Raw genomic sequence first — 15825 nt, forward strand, 5'->3', positions numbered from 1 at the left:
TGAAATATTGACAGTTGTGTGATGAGGCAAAGGCGAACTGGGGCGGAGGCGTCGTGTCGCGCATTGTAGCGGCTCGGCTGTCACGTTATCTTGACAGTTGGGTCACGCTAGATTGACGCCCTTTTCGCCGTCGGCGGTGTCTCGTCCGCCGGCGCCAGAAGTCCCGCCAGCCCATCGGAATGAGGCCCCATGAGACTGAGGTTCCACTGCCAGAACCGGATCGGCATCCTGCGCGATATCGTCTCCCACTTCGTCGACTACGGCCTCAACGTGGCCCGCGGCGAGGTAGGGGGGAGCACGGTAACGCCATCTACCTGCATGTGCCCAACCTGCTCAACGCCCAGCTGGCGACGCTCAAGCCGGTGCTCGAGGCGGTGCCCGGGGTATTCGGCGTGCGCCGGGTCACGCTGATGCCCAGCGAGCGGCGCCACCTGGAGCTCGATGCGCTGCTCTCGTCGCTCTCCGACCCGGTGATGTCCATCGACATGGAGGGGCACGTGGTGGCCGCCAACCGCGCGGCGGGGCAGCTGCTCGGCGTGCGCATCGACGAGGTGCCGGGCCTGTCGCTGGACCGCTGCCTGCCCGATATCGACCTGCCGGCCCTGGTGCGTCGCAACAATGCTCGGGTCAACGGCCTGCGCATCAAGCTGCGCGACGCCGTCTTCCTGGCCGATATCGCCCCGCTGCACCGCGAGCACCATGACGACGTGGCCTCCCTGGCCGGCGCGGTGGTGACCCTGCACAGCGCCGACCGCATCGGCGAGCGCATCTACCAGGTGCAGCGCCAGGAGCTGCGCGGCTTCGAGGCGATCTTCCAGTCGAGCCCGCGGCTGGCGGCGCTGATTCGCGAAGCGCGGCGCATGGCCCCGCTGAACGCGCCGCTGTTGATCCACGGCGAGACCGGGACCGGCAAGGAGCTGCTGGCGCGGGCGTGCCACCTGGCCAGCGACCGTGGCCAGGCGCCGTTCATGGCGCTCAACTGCGCCGGCCTGCCGGAGTCCATGGCCGAGACCGAACTGTTCGGCTATGCGCCGGGCGCCTTCGAGGGCGCGCGCCCCGAGGGCAAGCTGGGCCTGCTCGAGCTGACCGCCGGGGGCACCATCTTCCTCGACGAAGTGGGCGAGATGAGCCCCCGGCTGCAGGTCAAGCTGCTGCGCTTCCTGCAGGACGGGGGCTTTCGGCGAGTGGGTAGCGACGAGGAGACCTATCTCGACGTGCGGGTGATCTGTGCCACCCAACAGGACCTGCCGGCGCTGTGTGCCTCAGGGCAGTTCCGCCAGGACCTCTACCATCGGCTCAACGTGCTCTCCCTGGAGGTGCCGCCGCTGCGTGACTGCCTGGACGGCATCGAGTCCTTGGCCGAACACTTCATCGACCGCGCCGCCCGCCAGATCGGCTGCGCCATGCCGGCGCTGTCGGCGGCGGCGCTGGCGCGCCTCGCCGCCTATCACTGGCCGGGCAATGTGCGTCAGCTGGAGAATGTGCTGTTCCAGGCGGTGTCGCTGTGCGAGGGCGATGCCATCGAGCCGCGCCATTTGCGCCTTCCCGATGTGGGGGGTGCGCCAGGTCTTGCCGGTATCGACCTGGACGGCAGCCTGACCGAGATCCTCGGCGAGGTGGAGCGGCGGGTGCTGACCGCGCTCTACCCTGAACATCCGTCGAGCCGCCAGCTGGCCAAGCGGCTGGGGGTGTCCCACACCACCATCGCCAACAAGCTCAAACGTCACGGCATCGGTGGCGACGAGCCCTCGGGCTGAGCCAGGCCCGCGTCAACCAGCCGGTTACGCACCTCGCCATAGCGATGGGCCTCCAGGGCGGCGAAGCCGGCCAGGCGCCTCGCCTTGAGGCGGGTCAGCAGCGGACTGGTCAGCCCGCACAGGAAGCGGGCCAGCAGGTCGGGCGTCACCGGGCGGTCGTCGCCGCTGGCGGCAAGCTGCTGCAGCAGCGGGTCGCACAGCTCGGCCAGCGCCTGGGGCGCTGGCGGCGGCGGGGCATCGCTGCCGGGCAGACGCGCCACCTCGCCCCGGCAGGCGGAGCAGTGGCCGCAGCGGGCGGGCGCCCGGGCATCGCCGAACCAGTCGGCCAGGCGGCGGCTGAGGCAGGTCTCGGCCTCGAACAGCGCCAGCATGGCGTGCAGCCGCTCGATCTCGGCCTGCTCCTTCCCCTTGAAGTAGGCATGCAGGCTGTCGGTAAGGGCGGCGGGGTCGACGCTCGGCTGCAGGACCTCGTAGACCTCGGTCATCTGCTTGCTCTCCAGGGTCATCCAGCCCTTCTCGACGAAATAGTCCAGGGCGGTGAGCACCCGGGCGCGCTCGACGTTGAGGCCGCGTTCGGCGCCGAGCCGGGCCAGGGCGGCAAAGTCCAGGCTGTACCAGGTGCGCGCCCGACTGGCGGCGTCGAGCAGCGTCTGCACGAAGGCGTGCCGCTCGCCCTCGAAGCGGGCGACCAGGGCCTCGGGCGCCTCGTGCAGCCGGAACCGGTACTCGGCGAAGTAGCTATAGCGCGGGGCGATGATGCCGGCCAGCTCCAGCTGGACCAGCAGGGTCTTGAGCGGCAGCGGGCGGATATCGCTGTGCTGGGAGAGGCTGCCCAGCATCAGCTCCCACTGGTTTCCCGGTGCCTCCTCGACGGCCTCCCGCATGGCGTCGATGACCCGGCGGATGGCGTGGTGCTCCGGGGTATCGCCGTAGACGAAGTTCTCCAGCACATTGAGGTGATCGCGCCCGGCCAGCATCAGGCACTCCGAGCGGAGGCCGTCGCGGCCGGCGCGGCCGATCTCCTGGCTGTAGTTCTCGATGGACTTGGGTAGGTCGAAGTGCACCACCTGGCGGATATCCGCCTTGTCGATGCCCATGCCGAAGGCGATGGTGGCGACGATGCAGGGCGTCTCGCCCGCCATGAAGTCGCGCTGGATCGCCTCGCGCCGCTCGCCGTCGAGGCCGGCATGGTAGGCCACCGCCGGCAGGCCCGCCTTGCCCAGGTAGGCGGCCAGGCGCTCGGCGGTCTGTTGCAGGGTGACGTAGACGATGGTGGGCCGGGCCGACGTCTCGCCGAGCCGGGGGCGCAGCCACTCTACCAGGGCGCGCGGCCGCTGGGCGGCAGCGACCGGGCTGACCTGGAGGTCCAGGTTGGGCCGGTAGAAGCCGGTGGCGGTCACGTCCTCCTCGGCGATGGCGAAGCGCTCGCGCATGTCGGCGATCACCTTCGGCGTGGCGGTGGCGGTGAGCAGCAGCACCTGGGGAATCGCGAAGTCATGGCGATAGCCCGGCAGTTTGAGGTAGTCGGGGCGAAAGTTGTGCCCCCACTCGGAGATGCAGTGGGCCTCGTCCACTACCATTAGTGAGATTGGCACCCGGCGGATGAAGGCGCGAAAGCGCTCGTTCTTGAGCCGCTCCACCGAGATCATCAGGATGCGAATCTCGCCGCGCTTGACCCCCTCCATGACCGCGGCCGTCTGCTCGCGGCTCTGGCCCGAGTCGATGCTGGCGGCGGCGATGCCGTGGCGCGCCAGGAAGGCCAGCTGGTCCTGCATCAGCGCCAGCAGCGGTGAGATCACCAGGGTCAGGTGGGGCAGATGCAGGGCCGGCAGCTGATAGCACAGCGACTTGCCGGAGCCGGTGGGGAAGATCGCTGCGGCCGAGCGGCCCGCCACCACCGCTTCGATGACCGGCCGCTGGCCGGGGCGGAAGTCGTCATAACCGAAGCGCTGCTGTAACGTTTGCTGGATCATGGGCGGGCACTCCTTTGCCGGAATGGTGAGCATGCGACGACTTCGAAGATTCTCGCATATTGTCGGCGTCGACGACTTTCCCTTCTCCCGCGACTATCGTGGTGACGTGCCCATCGTCGGGACGGTCTACTCGGGCGATCGTCTCGAGGGGGTCCTGTCGGGCCGGGTGCGACGCGACGGGGCCAACAGCACCCGCGAGCTGAGGCGGCTGATCGGCGACTCGAAGTTTGCCGCTCAGCTGCAGCTGGTGCTGCTCCAGGGCATCGCCCTGGCCGGCTTCAACGTGGTCGACGTGCCGAGGCTCTCCGCCGACCTCGGCCTGCCGGTGCTGGTGGTGGCGCGGCGTGCCCCCGACGTGAGGCGATGCGCCGGGCACTGCTCGAGGGCATTCCCGGCGGTGCACGCAAGTGGGCGCTGGTCGAGCGGCTGGGCGAGATGGAGCCGGTGGGGGTGTCTATGTGCAGCGGGTGGGGCTCAGCCGAGAGGAGGCGCTGGCCGTCCTGCAGGCATCGGCGCGCCACGGGGCCATCCCCGAGCCGCTGCGCGTGGCTCATCTGATCGCCGGGGGGATGGCGACCGGGCAGAGTTCGGGGCGGGCCTGATGGGGCGACTACACTGCAGACAGCATGTCCCGATACCATGCCGCACGAACTGAGCAAGAGGAGGAGTCTCGTCATGGCCGCATCCCGTAGCAGCATCGAGCTGCAGGCTGGTGGGGTTGACCTGGAGGGCGAGCTGATCGTTCCAGAGGGGGCCACGCGCATCCTCGTCTTCGCTCATGGCAGTGGCAGCAGCCGCTTTAGTTCGCGCAATCGGCAGGTGGCGCGCTACCTCAGCGAACAGGGGCTCGCCACTCTGCTGTTCGATCTCCTGACCGCCGAGGAGAACGTCATCGACGAGCGTACCCGCGCGCTGGTTTCTCGATCACCTGTGATGGGGCACCACTAGAGGCTGTCGGATTTGGCCGATCGTCGCGAGGAATACGGATTTCGAGACAAGTTTATCGATCTGATGAGGCGAATAGCGCGCTATTTAACGAATCAGATCGAATGAAATTGGCCGAAAGCCCGGGTTTCGTAGCAGGTCAGCGTTAAGTCCGACAGGCTCTTAGCTCGGCGAGGATCAGCGGCCGGGCCCTGCTCGGCCTGAGTGAAGGAGGTGTTTCATGTACGTCATCATCGATCTGTGCGTCGTACCCCTGGGTGTGGGGGTGTCGGTCTCCGCCCAGGTGGCGGCCTGCCAGCGTGTTATCCAGGACTCTGGGCTCGAGCACCAGATGCACGCCTACGGGACCAATATCGAAGGCCCCTGGGATGAGGTGATGGCGGTGGTCAAGCGCTGTCACGAAGTGGTGCACGAGATGGGCGCACCGCGGATCACTACCACCCTCAAGCTCGGCACCCGCACCGACCGCGACCAGACCATGGGCGACAAGGTCGCCAGCGTGGAGCACAAGCTATCAAGCTGAGCCCTGGCTCTCTTCGGGCAGTGGCATCAGCCAGGCGTCGCCGAGACTTAGCAGGTGCTGGGTGAGAGCGTCGAGGATTCTGCCGCCCTGGCGCCAGTGGTGCCAGTATAGCGGTACGTCGATCGCGTAGCCTGGCGAGAGGTTGACCAGGCGGCCATCGGCCAGGTGCGGTCTGGCATCAATCGCCTCCAGACGTCCCTCGGCCAATTCTCGCTTAGCCTGGCGCTCGGGCACCATACCGTAGCCGAGTCCGGCCAGTGCCAGGCCAACGAAGCCTTCCGAGGAGGGGCAAAGATGGTGGGGAAGGGCGGCTCCACCCCGTGCATGGCCAGGTAGCGATGCTGCAGGCGGTCGTCGGGGCCGAACACGATGGCTGGTGCTCGGCGCAGCGCTTCTGGGGTCACGCCCTCGGCAAAGTAGCGGGCCACAAAAGCGGGACTGGCCAGTGCCAGGTAGCGCATGCTGCCCAGTGCATGGCTGCGCGCGCCTTGAACCGGCGTGGGGGAGTCGCAGATACAGCCCGCCACGTCGCCGTCACGCATGCGCTTGAGGGCCACCTCCTGATCCTCCACCACCAGCTCGAACAACGCCTCGTGTTGCTCGCAGAAGCGGCCGATGGCCTCCGGCCACCAGGTGGCCAGGCTGTCAGCGTTGATCGCTAGGCGCAGGCGTTGTTCACCACTACCGAGTGCCGGCACCTCGCCGAGCAGGTCGCTCTCCAGCAGCTGCACCTGCTGGGCATGGTTGAGTAGCCTGCGACCCAAAGCAGTTGGGGCGAGGCGTGGGCTACGCACCAGTACTGGCTGCCCTAGGCGTGCCTCGAGCAGCTTGATGCGCTGCGACACTGCCGACTGCGTTAGGCCCAGATGCCGTGCCCCGCGTTCAAAACCGGCTTGATCGATCACGGCGACCAGTGCCTCGAGCAGTTTATAGTCGAGCATCGATTTTTCTAATCTCCTAGTGCCTATATTCATTTCACTAATTTATATCGCCAACTTAGCCTTGGCGCCATCGACTTGCCAGGAGGAACGGATCATGTGGTCGTCATGGCTCAATGGAATACTGATTTGCGCTGGATTGATCGTGGCCATTGGCGCACAGAATGCCTTCGTGCTGCAGCAGAGCCTGCGCCGCCAGCATGCCTGGCTGGTTGCCGGTGTTTGCGCCCTGTGCGATTGGCTGCTGGTAGGCATCGGAGTGTTGGGACTGGGGGTGCTCATTGCCCAGCAGGAAGCGCTTATGGAGGTAGCACGTTGGGCCGGGGCCGCCTTTCTGGGGTGGCAGGCGTGGCTGGCGTTTCGGCGTGTGCTGGCGGGCCAGGCGCTCACTGCTGGAAAGGGCGGTATGTCATCGTGGCGGGCGGCGCTGGCGGCAACGCTGGCGGTGACGCTGCTCAACCCCCAGGTTTATCTGGAAACCGTGGTGCTGCTTGGCGCCATTGGGGCGGTGCAGCCGAGTCCCTCGGGATTCTTTCTGGGGCCGCCATGGCCTCGTTCGGCTGGTTCTTTGGGTTGGCGGGGGCAGCTGGCTGGCTGGCGCCGCGGCTGGCGAATCCTCGGGTGTGGGTCGCCATCGATCTGGTCATCGGAATCATTCTGGCCTGGGTGGCATGGCGGCTGGCGAGTGGGGCCATGATGCCCTAGTCGTAACAATATCTTTACGGTGTGTCAGGAAAATGAAACACATTAAGGCATGAGCGAATGGGCTTCGCAGCGGTGTAAATTTTTCCTGACAAGAGGGGCGGGCAAGGAGGCAGTTAGCGTCCGGCGAGCAGGAGGTCAGGGCGTTTCGACGGTGCGGCGCGGGCACTAATCTGGAAGCACGAATTGGCATCGTGTCGGTGCCATTGCAGTACTACACAACAACAGCCCGACCATCCCCTGGAGGTTTCATGAACGCACACGCCCAGACCGCTCACTCCGTCGAGCCCATCTCCACGTCCAATCCCATCGGTACCGATGGCTTCGAGTTCGTCGAGTACAGCGCGCCTGACGCCTCGGGCATCGAGGCGCTGCGGGCGCTATTCAACCGCATGGGCTTCACCGAAACCCGCAAGCACCGCTCCAAGCAGGTGTTCCTGTTCCAGCAGGAGGGCGTCAACTTCGTGCTCAATGCCGAGCCCGACAGCCACGCTGCCGAGTTCGCCAAGGTGCATGGTCCCAGCGCCTGCGCCATGGCGTGGAAGGTCGCGGACGCCAGGCAGGCCTTCGAGTACGCCCTGGCCCAAGGCGCTGAGCCCGTCGACAATCCGGTCGGTCCCGGCGAGGTGGGTATCCCGGCCGTGCGCGGCATCGGCGGCTCGCTGCTCTACTTCGTCGACAATCAGGTCGACAGCCAGGGGCGCACCATCTACGACATCGACTTCGAGGCGATTCCCGGCCGTTCGCCCAATGACAATAGCGTGGGCCTCCAGGTCCTCGACCACCTGACCCACAACGTCGACCGCGGCCAGATGGATGTCTGGGCCGATTTCTATACCGACATCGCCAATTTCCGCGAGAACCGCTACTTCGACATCAAGGGCAAGAAAACCGGCCTTCTCTCCCGGGCGATGACCGCTCCCTGCGGCAAGATGCACATCCCCATCAACGAGTCCGCCGACGATAGCTCCCAGATCGCCGAGTTCCTGCGCGAGTACAACGGCGAGGGCATCCAGCACCTGGCCATGGCCACCGACGACATCTACGCCACCGTGCGGGCGCTGCGCGCCAACGGCGTGACCTTCCTCACCACGCCGGATACCTACTACGAGAAGGTCGATGCCCGGGTGCCCAACCATGAGGAAAACGTCGAGGATCTGCGCGAGCTGAGCCTGCTGATCGACGGCGGTCCCGACGAGGGGGTGCTGCTGCAGATATTCACCGAGACGGTGATCGGGCCGATCTTCTTCGAGATCATCCAACGCAAAGGCAACGACGGCTTCGGCGAGGGCAACTTCAAGGCGCTGTTCGAATCCATCGAGGAAGATCAGATCCGCCGCGGCGTGCTCAAGGACGACTGAGTGCCGGCATGGCTCCCGCCCTTTTCCAGGTCGGGAGCTTTTTCTAGCCAGTCATATATCTCTTGTACTTCCATAATGACAAAAGATGACGTTGCAATTCCGGCTCATGGCCGTGCATATTGCTGCGTTGGCGTATAACAACGACCCCTGGTGACAAGATGAGTGATACGCAACAACCCCGCGCCCAGTGGCTGGGTCGCTGGGGCTTCGTTCTGGCCGCGACGGGTTCCGCCGTCGGTCTGGGCAATATCTGGAAGTTTCCCTATATCACCGGTGAACACGGCGGCGGTGCCTTCGTGCTGGTCTATCTGGCCTGCATCCTGGCGGTCGGCGTGCCGGTGATGATGACCGAGATCGCCTTTGGGCGGCGAGGACGCGGCAGCCCCATCGATGCGGTGCGCCGAGTCGTGACCGAGTCCGGCCGTTCCTCGGCCTGGTCGCTGCTGGGCTGGCTAGCCATGCTGGCCGGCTTCATGATCCTCTCGTTCTATGCGGTAGTGGCAGGCTGGTCATTCGCCTACCTGTGGAAGATGCTCACCGGCGTCTTCGCAGGGGCGGGGGCCGATGACATGGTGGGAATCTTCGTTGCCAACAACGAAAACCCCCTGAACCTGGGCTTCTGGAGCACGCTGGTGGTGGTGGCGACCATGCTGATCGTCGGCAAGGGCGTCCAGGCCGGTATCGAGAGAAGCGTCAGCTGGATGATGCCGGGCATGGTCGTGATGCTGCTGATCCTGATCGGCTATGGCGCCTTTTCGGGAGGCTTCGGCGAGGCATGGCGCTTTTTGTTCGCCTTCGATGCCGGCAGCCTGACCAGCGATGGCATGCTCGCCGCCCTGGGTCACGCCTTCTTTACCTTGTCGCTGGCCTCTGGGGCCATTCTCACCTATGGCAGCTATCTCCCGGCCCGCACCTCCATCGTACGCACCACCTTCAGCGTGGCCGTGGCGGACACCCTGGTGGCGTTGATGGCGGGGCTGGCAATCTTCCCGATCATCTTTGCCAATGGCATGAATCCGGGGGAGGGGCCGGGGCTGATCTTCATGAGCCTGCCGTTGGCCTTTCAGTCGATGCCGCTGGGCACGCTGTTTGGCATCCTGTTCTTCGTGATGCTCTCCATGGCGGCGTTGACCTCGTCGATCTCCATGGTCGAGGCCACGATTTCTTGGTTGACCGACAACAAGGGCATCAGTCGACGCACCGCCGCCTGGGGTACCGGTATCGTGCTGTGGCTGGTGAGCACGCTGGCCATGCTGTCGTTCAATCTGGGTGCCGACTGGACGCTCGCCGGACGCCACTTCTTCGACTGGCTCGATTACCTGACCTCGCGCTGGATGATGCCGCTGGGTGGCCTGGGCATGGTGCTGCTGGCCGGCTTCGTGCTCAAGAGCGACATCTTCCGCGACGAGCTGGGCCTGTCGGCGCGTGGCCATGCGCTGTGGCTGTTCATGGTGCGCTATGTCAGTCCGCTGGGCATCCTGGTGATCTTCGTCGATGCCCTGGGCATCGCGCGGGTCGAGTTCGGCGTCCACTGGCCCTGGCTGGTGGCGCTGCTGGTGGCGGTGACCCTGATTGGAGAGATGGCCAGCCCGCGTTTGCGGCGCGCCTTGGCGGGCTGATTCGCGGCCTGTCGTCAGCGCGGCCATCCCGACTCTGACGGCTGCGGGGTCGAGCGTTCGGTACCCTGCGGCCGTTTGGCTGTCCGTTTGCTGGCCTGAGGGGCACGGTGCTGCGGTATCGCCAGATGCCCCTGGGCGTCTGGCATGCGACAATGTGCGTAATACCAGTACGAGCAACGCCATGTCATCCCGTCGCATCGAATCCATAGCCGACCTGCAGCGTTGGCGCCGGACCCGCGCCCGGCGCAGCTGGCTGACGCGCAGCTTTCGCCTGCAGGTCATGCTGCTGGTGGGGGCGCTGCTGGCCGGCATGCTGCTGGCTCAGGGGGCCTATCTCAATCATCGCAAGGCCGAGATCATCGGCGACCAGATGGGCCAGCGCGCCCTGGCGGTGGCGCTCAGCGTCGCCAGTATCCCGGAGCTGGTTGCCGCCTTCGACGACCCCGACCCCAGCGCCACCATCCAACCCATCGCCGAGCGGATCCGTCGCGAGACCGGCGCCCGCTACGTGGTGGTGGGCAACACCGAGAGCCTGCGCTACTCCCATCCGCTGCCGGAACGCCTCGGCCTGCCCATGGTGGGAGGCGACAACGACCGGGCGCTGATCGACGGGGAGTCCTGACGTCTCCGAGGCCGAGGGCTCGCTGGGCGAAGCGGTACGCGGCAAGACCCCGGTCTTAGACGCCGACGGCAACATCATCGGCATCGTGTCGGTGGGCTTCATGCTCGACCGGGTGGCCATGGACGTGGGCGAGCATACCAGCCTCGGCTGGTGGCTGGTGGCCCTGATGATCGTGCTGGGGTTCGCCGGGGCCTTCGGGCTATCGCGCCATCTCAAGAAGGTCATCCTGGGGCTCGAGCCCCATGAGATCGCGCGCCTGGCCATGGAGAAGGAAGCGATTCTGCAGTCGATTCACGAGGGAATCCTGGCGGTCAACCGGGATGGGCAGATCACCCTGGTCAACCAGCAAGCGCGTCGTTTTCTGGGCCTGCCGCTGGCGCGCGAGGTGCTGGGGCGGCCGATCCAGGAGGTGGTGCCCAATTCGCGACTGCTGGAGGTGCTGGAGCGGGGGAGGAGCAGTTCGACCAGCAGATGTGGTTGGGGGACCATCCGGTGGTGGTCAATCGAGTGCCGGTTCGCCATGTCGGCGAGATAGAGGGGGCGGTGGCCACCTTCCGAAGCCGGCGTGAGATCGTCGAGCTCTCCCAGGCGCTGACCCAGGCCAGCCGCGATGTCGACATGCTGCGTGCCCAGGCCCATGAGTTCTCCAACAAGCTCTACACCATCTCCGGGCTGCTGCAGCTCGAGCGGATCGATGACGCCCTGGCCCTGATCCACCAGGAGAGCGAGCGCGCTCAGGCGCAGATGACCTTCCTGCGCGAGCATGTGGCCGACCCGGTACTCAGCGGTACCCTGCTCGGCAAGCTGACCCGGGCGCGGGAGCTGGGCGTGAGCCTGGAGATCGATGCCCAGAGTTCGCTCGGGAGCCTCCTGACCGAGCAGGGCCAGGAGGTGCTGATGACCGTCATCGGCAACCTGCTGGACAATGCCTGCTATGCCGCCGCCCAGGGGCGGCCTTCGGGGCAGGCGTCGCCGCGGGTGAGACTGTTCTTCACCGACCTTGGCGAGCAGCTGCTCATCGAGGTGGAGGACAACGGCCCCGGTGTGCCGCCTGAGCGGGCCGCGGTGATCTTCCAGGAGGGCTATTCCACCAAGCCGGGCAAGCATCGCGGCATCGGCCTGGCGCTGGTGTCCCGGCTCTGCCACCAGCACGGCGGAGCGATCACCCTGGAGGAGAGCGAGCTCGGCGGGGCGGCCTTTACGGTGGTGCTGGACAAGTCTCTGTGTCGTGGCGCTGCGTCGGGCCGCGGATCACCGGAAATGCATGACAAGGGGCGCAGATGAGCGAGCTTGACTACGGCATCCTGATCATCGAAGACGATTTTCGCATTGCCGACATTCACCGCGCCTTCATCGAGCGCACCCCTGGCTTCTGCGTGGTGGGGGTCGCGAAGAGTGCCGCCGAGGCCAGGGAGATACTCCAGCAGGCCGCACCGCAGATCCAGCTGGTCCTGCTGGATGCTTACATTCCCGATGTTCAGGGGCTGGAGCTGCTGTGGGAGCTGCGCCGCGAGCACGGTCGACTGGATATCGTCATGATCACCGCAGCGCGGGAGGTGGACACCATCCAGGAGGCGCTGCGCGGCGGGGTCTTCGACTACCTGATCAAGCCCACCGAGGAGGCGCGCATGACCGAGATGCTGGCGCGCTTTCGCCGCGAGCGCGCTGCCCTGTCGGCTCGGGAGGAGATGAGTCAGGAGGAGCTCGACCGCGCCCTGGCCCGGCTGCGGCCCGATGGCGCCTCGGGGAGCGGGGCCCGACAGCTGCCCAAAGGCATCGACCGGTTGACGCTGCGCTCGGTGATCGATGCCCTGAAGCACGCCGAGGAGCCGTTGGCGGCCATGGAGGTCGCGCGAGCCATGGGGGCCAGCCGCTCCACGGCCCGGCGCTACCTGGAGTTTCTCGTTTCGGTGCAGGTGGTGGCCGCCGAGCTGGGCTACGGTGACGTGGGACGGCCCGAGCGCCGCTACCGCCTCGTTGGGGACCCGGCACCATGGTGCGAGGAGGGCTGAGCGCGTCGCTGGGTCGCGGTCGTGGACACAATGCGCAAAATGCCCATAACGCTCTTTTTATCCTTTATGTTCAGAAGCTTGTTGCAGGGTAGGGCACTCTCCTAACGTTCGGGTGGTACGCCTCAGTGCGATCACACAATAACAGACCGAATCCCGGAGAACGCCATGACTGCCAAGTATTCCCTCGTGAGATTGACCGCCATTGCCCTGCCGTTGACCGCTGCGGTGGGGATGAGCTCGGTCGCTCAGGCCGAGGACTGGACCCGAGCCGCTCCATCGAGTTCATTGCCCCCGCCAATCCCGGCGGCGGCTGGGACACCCTAGTGCGCACCACCTCGCGGGTCATTCAGGAGGAGGGCCTGGCCGACCAGAACTTTGCCGCCATCAACGTGCCCGGCGGCGGCGGTGCCGTGGCCTGGGCGCAGATCGCTCGCGACAGCGGCAACCCGCACAAGCTCTTCGCCACCAGTCCGCCGATGATCCTGGTGCCGCTGGCCGGCGCCTCGCGCTTTGACCACAACGATTTCACCCCGGTGGCACGGCTGATCACCGACTACTCCATCGTGCTGGTGCGCGATGACGCCGAGTATGCGGATCTCAACGCGCTGTTCGCCGCCGTCGAGGCCAATCCGCAGTTGAGCATCGGCGGCGGCAGCGCGCCGGGCTCCATGGACCATATCTCCATCGCCGGCCTGGCCTCGGCCGCCGGCCTCGATGCCGCCGGGGTCAACTACATTCCCTTCTCGGGCGGCGGCGAGGCCATGACCAACCTGATGGGCGGCCACGTCGAGGCGGTGATCACCGGCGCTGGTGAGGCCTCCGGCCAGCTCGGCGAGGGCAGCGAGCTGCGCGCTCTGGGCGTTTCTTCGCCCGAGCGGCTGGGCGGTGTGCTGGCCGATATTCCTACCTATCAGGAGCAGGGCATCGACTACACCTTCGACATCTGGCGCGGCGTCATGGGGGCGCCTGACATGCCCGCCGAGGCTGTCGCCTACTACGAGGCGCTGTTTGCCGAGATGCTTGAGACCGACGGCTGGCAGCAGGCGCGCGACCAGCTGGGCTGGCTGGATGCCTATCAGGACAGCGAGGCATTCGGCCTCTTTCTGGACGAGCAGCAGGCCCAGTTCAGCGAGGTGCTGACCGAGCTTGGCCTGATCGGCCAGTAAGGCCAGTGCGAGCGCTGCCCGCATGATCCGCGTGAGTCCCGGCCTGGCCCGGGGCTCGTGCCCTTCCTGACCAAGACACTTGAGCCGCAGGGCGCTGCCCTGTCGTCGGCTCGGGGTGGACTGACATGAAACGACTCAACGTCAATCAGTGCCTGGCGCTGATCATCGCGCTGTTCGCGATCGGGTATCTGGTGGTGGCCTTCCAGATCCCGACGTTTCCGCTGCCGCGGCCTATCGATTCCGATCTCTTTCCCAAGGTGCTGGGGTTCACGCTGTTGCTGCTGGCGGGACTGCTGTTCCTGGAAACGCCCCAGGCCCAGGACATTCCCGACCAGCCCGATCCGCAGGCCATGGCACAGCCTCTGTTGCTGCGACCCTGGTCGCGGGTGGTGATCACATCGCTGGCGATCATCGCCTACGCCCTGCTGATGGTCCCGGTTGGCTTCGTGGTGGCTTCGAGCGTGCTCGCCTTCGGGCTTGCCTGGTATTACGGCTATCGGCGACATGGCGTGAATCTGGCGACCTCGCTTGGCGTGGTGCTCGCCCTCGATCTGACCATGACACGCATCATGGACGTCTACCTGCCCACGGGCATCCTGCCGATCTGATGGCCCCAGGCCGGATCGGCCAGCGAGAGAGAATCTGCTCATGGAAGCGTTCAACAATCTGATGTATGGCTTCGGCATCGCGCTGGAGCCCATGAATATCGCCTATGTCTTCGGCGGCGTCTTCGCCGGCACCATCATCGGCATGTTGCCGGGCCTGGGACCGATCAGCGCCCTGGCACTGATGATTCCGGTGACCTTCGCCATGGAGCCCTCATCGGGGCTGATCCTGATGGCCGGCGTCTACTATGGCGCCATCTTCGGCGGCTCCAGCTCCTCGATCCTGCTCAACGCCCCCGGGGTGGCCGGTACGGTGGCCACCTCCTTCGACGGCTACCCCATGGCCAAGCAGGGCATGGCCGGCAAGGCCCTGGCCATCGCCGCCTATGCCTCCTTCATCGGTGGCACCATCTCCATCGTCTTTCTGATGCTGGTGGCGCCGCTGCTCTCCCGCGTTGCCGTGGCCTTCGGTCCCACCGAATACTTCGCCCTGATGGTGCTGGGCCTGACCGCGGTGGTGTCGCTTTCCGACAAGTCGCTGGTCAAGGGCCTGATCGCCGCCGTGGTGGGGGTGATGATCTCGATCATCGGCATCGACCTGCAGACCGGCACCGTGCGCTTCGCCTTCGGCACCACCCACCTGCTCGACGGCATCGACTTCCTGGTGGTAGCGCTGGGGATCTTCGCCCTGGCCGAGGTCTTCTACATCCTGCTGCGCGGTGGCAGCAAGGAGCCACCGCGTAACGCCATTGGCTCACTCAAGCTGTCGCGCCAGGAGGCGGGAGACATCGCCGGCCCCATTGGCCGCAGCTCGGTGCTGGGCTTCTTTACCGGCGTGTTGCCCGGTGCCGGCGCCACTATCGGCTCCTTTCTCGGCTACAGCATGGAGAAACGCATCGCCAAGGACGGTGACAGCTTCGGTAAGGGCAATATCAAGGGCGTGGCGGCACCGAAGCGGCCAACAACGCCGCCTGTACCGGCTCCTTCGTGCCGTTGCTGACGCTGGGCGTGCCCGGTTCCGGTACCACGGCGGTGCTGCTGGGGGCGCTGCTGGTGATGGGGATCACCCCCGGTCCGGCGATGCTGGCCGATCGTCCCGACGTGTTCTGGGGTGTGATTGCCAGCATGTACATCGGCAATATCATGCTGCTGGTGCTCAACCTGCCGCTGATTCCCTACATCGCCAAGATTCTGGAGATGCCGCGGCCCCTTCTGCTGTCGCTGATCCTGATCTTCTGCATGGTCGGCGTCTATGGCATGGGGTTCAGCGTCATCGACCTGGTCTATCTGCTGGGCTTCGGCCTGCTGGGCCTGGGGATGCGGCTGTTCGGCTTCCCGGCGGCGCCGCTGATCCTGGCGCTGATCCTGGGGGCGATCATGGAGGAGTCCATGCGCCGGGCCCTGCAGATCTCCGGCGGCGACTGGATGGTGTTCATCGACAAGCCGATCTCCATGTGGCTGCTGATCATTGCGGCCCTGTCGCTGATCCTCCCGCTGGTCAAGCCGTTGCTGAGCAAGCTGCGCGCCAGAAGCGGGTAGGGGAGGCGAGTAGGCCCTGGACGATACCCGATGACAGCGGGGATGCCGAGAGATCGGCATCCC

Annotated in this window: 12 protein-coding genes and 3 pseudogenes; 13 read left to right on the plus strand and 2 right to left on the minus strand. The window is 66.0% G+C overall.

Going from position 1 to position 15825, the window contains the following annotated elements; translation table 11 throughout:
* Positions 1 to 189 precede the first annotated feature (189 nt).
* Positions 190 to 411 (plus strand): hypothetical protein, encoded by a 222-nt coding sequence (locus ACSJDS_RS10880; RefSeq protein WP_473033301.1) that lies wholly within the window; start codon positions 190 to 192, stop codon positions 409 to 411.
* Positions 321 to 1757: a sigma-54-dependent transcriptional regulator gene (locus ACSJDS_RS10885; protein ID WP_473033302.1), complete on the plus strand. Its 1437-nt coding sequence runs from the start codon at positions 321 to 323 to the stop codon at positions 1755 to 1757. Before ACSJDS_RS10880 ends, ACSJDS_RS10885 begins: the two co-directional genes overlap by 91 nt.
* On the opposite strand, the gene ACSJDS_RS10890 is transcribed toward ACSJDS_RS10885, so the two are convergent.
* Complete coding sequence (locus ACSJDS_RS10890) at positions 1724 to 3730, minus strand: RecQ family ATP-dependent DNA helicase (RefSeq protein WP_473033303.1); 2007 nt, start codon at positions 3728 to 3730, stop codon at positions 1724 to 1726. The genes ACSJDS_RS10885 and ACSJDS_RS10890 overlap by 34 nt on opposite strands.
* Positions 3731 to 3761: 31 nt before the next feature.
* Between ACSJDS_RS10890 and ACSJDS_RS10895 the strand changes: the two genes are divergently transcribed.
* The 3 genes from ACSJDS_RS10895 to ACSJDS_RS10905 all read left to right on the plus strand — a co-directional run bounded on the left by ACSJDS_RS10895 (position 3762) and on the right by ACSJDS_RS10905 (position 5198).
* Positions 3762 to 4385: an endonuclease dU gene (locus ACSJDS_RS10895; protein ID WP_473033304.1), complete on the plus strand. Its 624-nt coding sequence runs from the start codon at positions 3762 to 3764 to the stop codon at positions 4383 to 4385.
* Between the two features lie 20 nt (positions 4386 to 4405).
* Positions 4406 to 4678 (plus strand): hypothetical protein, encoded by a 273-nt coding sequence (locus tag ACSJDS_RS10900; RefSeq protein ID WP_473033305.1) that lies wholly within the window; start codon positions 4406 to 4408, stop codon positions 4676 to 4678.
* A gap of 217 nt (positions 4679 to 4895) precedes the next feature.
* Positions 4896 to 5198 (plus strand): MTH1187 family thiamine-binding protein, encoded by a 303-nt coding sequence (locus ACSJDS_RS10905; RefSeq protein WP_473033306.1) that lies wholly within the window; start codon positions 4896 to 4898, stop codon positions 5196 to 5198.
* A 47-nt stretch (positions 5199 to 5245) separates the two neighbouring features.
* Here the strand turns inward: ACSJDS_RS10905 and ACSJDS_RS10910 are convergent, their stop codons facing one another.
* Positions 5246 to 6139, minus strand: a complete 894-nt coding sequence (locus ACSJDS_RS10910; RefSeq protein WP_473033307.1) for a LysR family transcriptional regulator ArgP — start codon at positions 6137 to 6139, stop codon at positions 5246 to 5248.
* Between the two features lie 142 nt (positions 6140 to 6281).
* On the opposite strand from ACSJDS_RS10910, the gene ACSJDS_RS10915 reads away from it, so the two are divergent.
* The 8 genes and pseudogenes from ACSJDS_RS10915 to ACSJDS_RS10950 all read left to right on the plus strand — a co-directional run bounded on the left by ACSJDS_RS10915 (position 6282) and on the right by ACSJDS_RS10950 (position 15762).
* A complete protein-coding gene (locus ACSJDS_RS10915; RefSeq protein WP_473033308.1) occupies positions 6282 to 6833 on the plus strand; it encodes a LysE/ArgO family amino acid transporter in 552 nt (183 codons plus the stop codon).
* A gap of 256 nt (positions 6834 to 7089) precedes the next feature.
* The gene (gene hppD, locus ACSJDS_RS10920) at positions 7090 to 8199 is read left to right on the plus strand and encodes a 4-hydroxyphenylpyruvate dioxygenase (protein ID WP_473033309.1); all 1110 of its coding nucleotides are present in this window, start codon (positions 7090 to 7092) and stop codon (positions 8197 to 8199) included.
* Positions 8200 to 8357: 158 nt separating this feature from the next.
* Positions 8358 to 9818: a sodium-dependent transporter gene (locus ACSJDS_RS10925; protein WP_473033310.1), complete on the plus strand. Its 1461-nt coding sequence runs from the start codon at positions 8358 to 8360 to the stop codon at positions 9816 to 9818.
* Positions 9819 to 9999: 181 nt separating this feature from the next.
* Positions 10000 to 11724 (plus strand): annotated as a pseudogene (locus ACSJDS_RS10930) (ATP-binding protein).
* The gene (locus tag ACSJDS_RS10935) at positions 11721 to 12452 is read left to right on the plus strand and encodes a response regulator (RefSeq protein ID WP_473033311.1); all 732 of its coding nucleotides are present in this window, start codon (positions 11721 to 11723) and stop codon (positions 12450 to 12452) included. The pseudogene ACSJDS_RS10930 and the gene ACSJDS_RS10935 overlap by 4 nt, the downstream one beginning before the upstream one ends.
* Before the next feature lie 165 nt (positions 12453 to 12617).
* Positions 12618 to 13618: pseudogene (locus tag ACSJDS_RS10940) on the plus strand (Bug family tripartite tricarboxylate transporter substrate binding protein).
* A 125-nt stretch (positions 13619 to 13743) separates the two neighbouring features.
* Positions 13744 to 14226, plus strand: coding sequence for a tripartite tricarboxylate transporter TctB family protein (locus ACSJDS_RS10945; RefSeq protein ID WP_473033312.1), 483 nt, complete (start codon positions 13744 to 13746; stop codon positions 14224 to 14226).
* A gap of 40 nt (positions 14227 to 14266) precedes the next feature.
* Positions 14267 to 15762, plus strand: a pseudogene (locus ACSJDS_RS10950) (tripartite tricarboxylate transporter permease).
* The last annotated feature ends 63 nt before the right edge of the window (positions 15763 to 15825 follow it).

It is taken from the genome of Halomonas sp. SL18_1 (assembly GCF_055755715.1).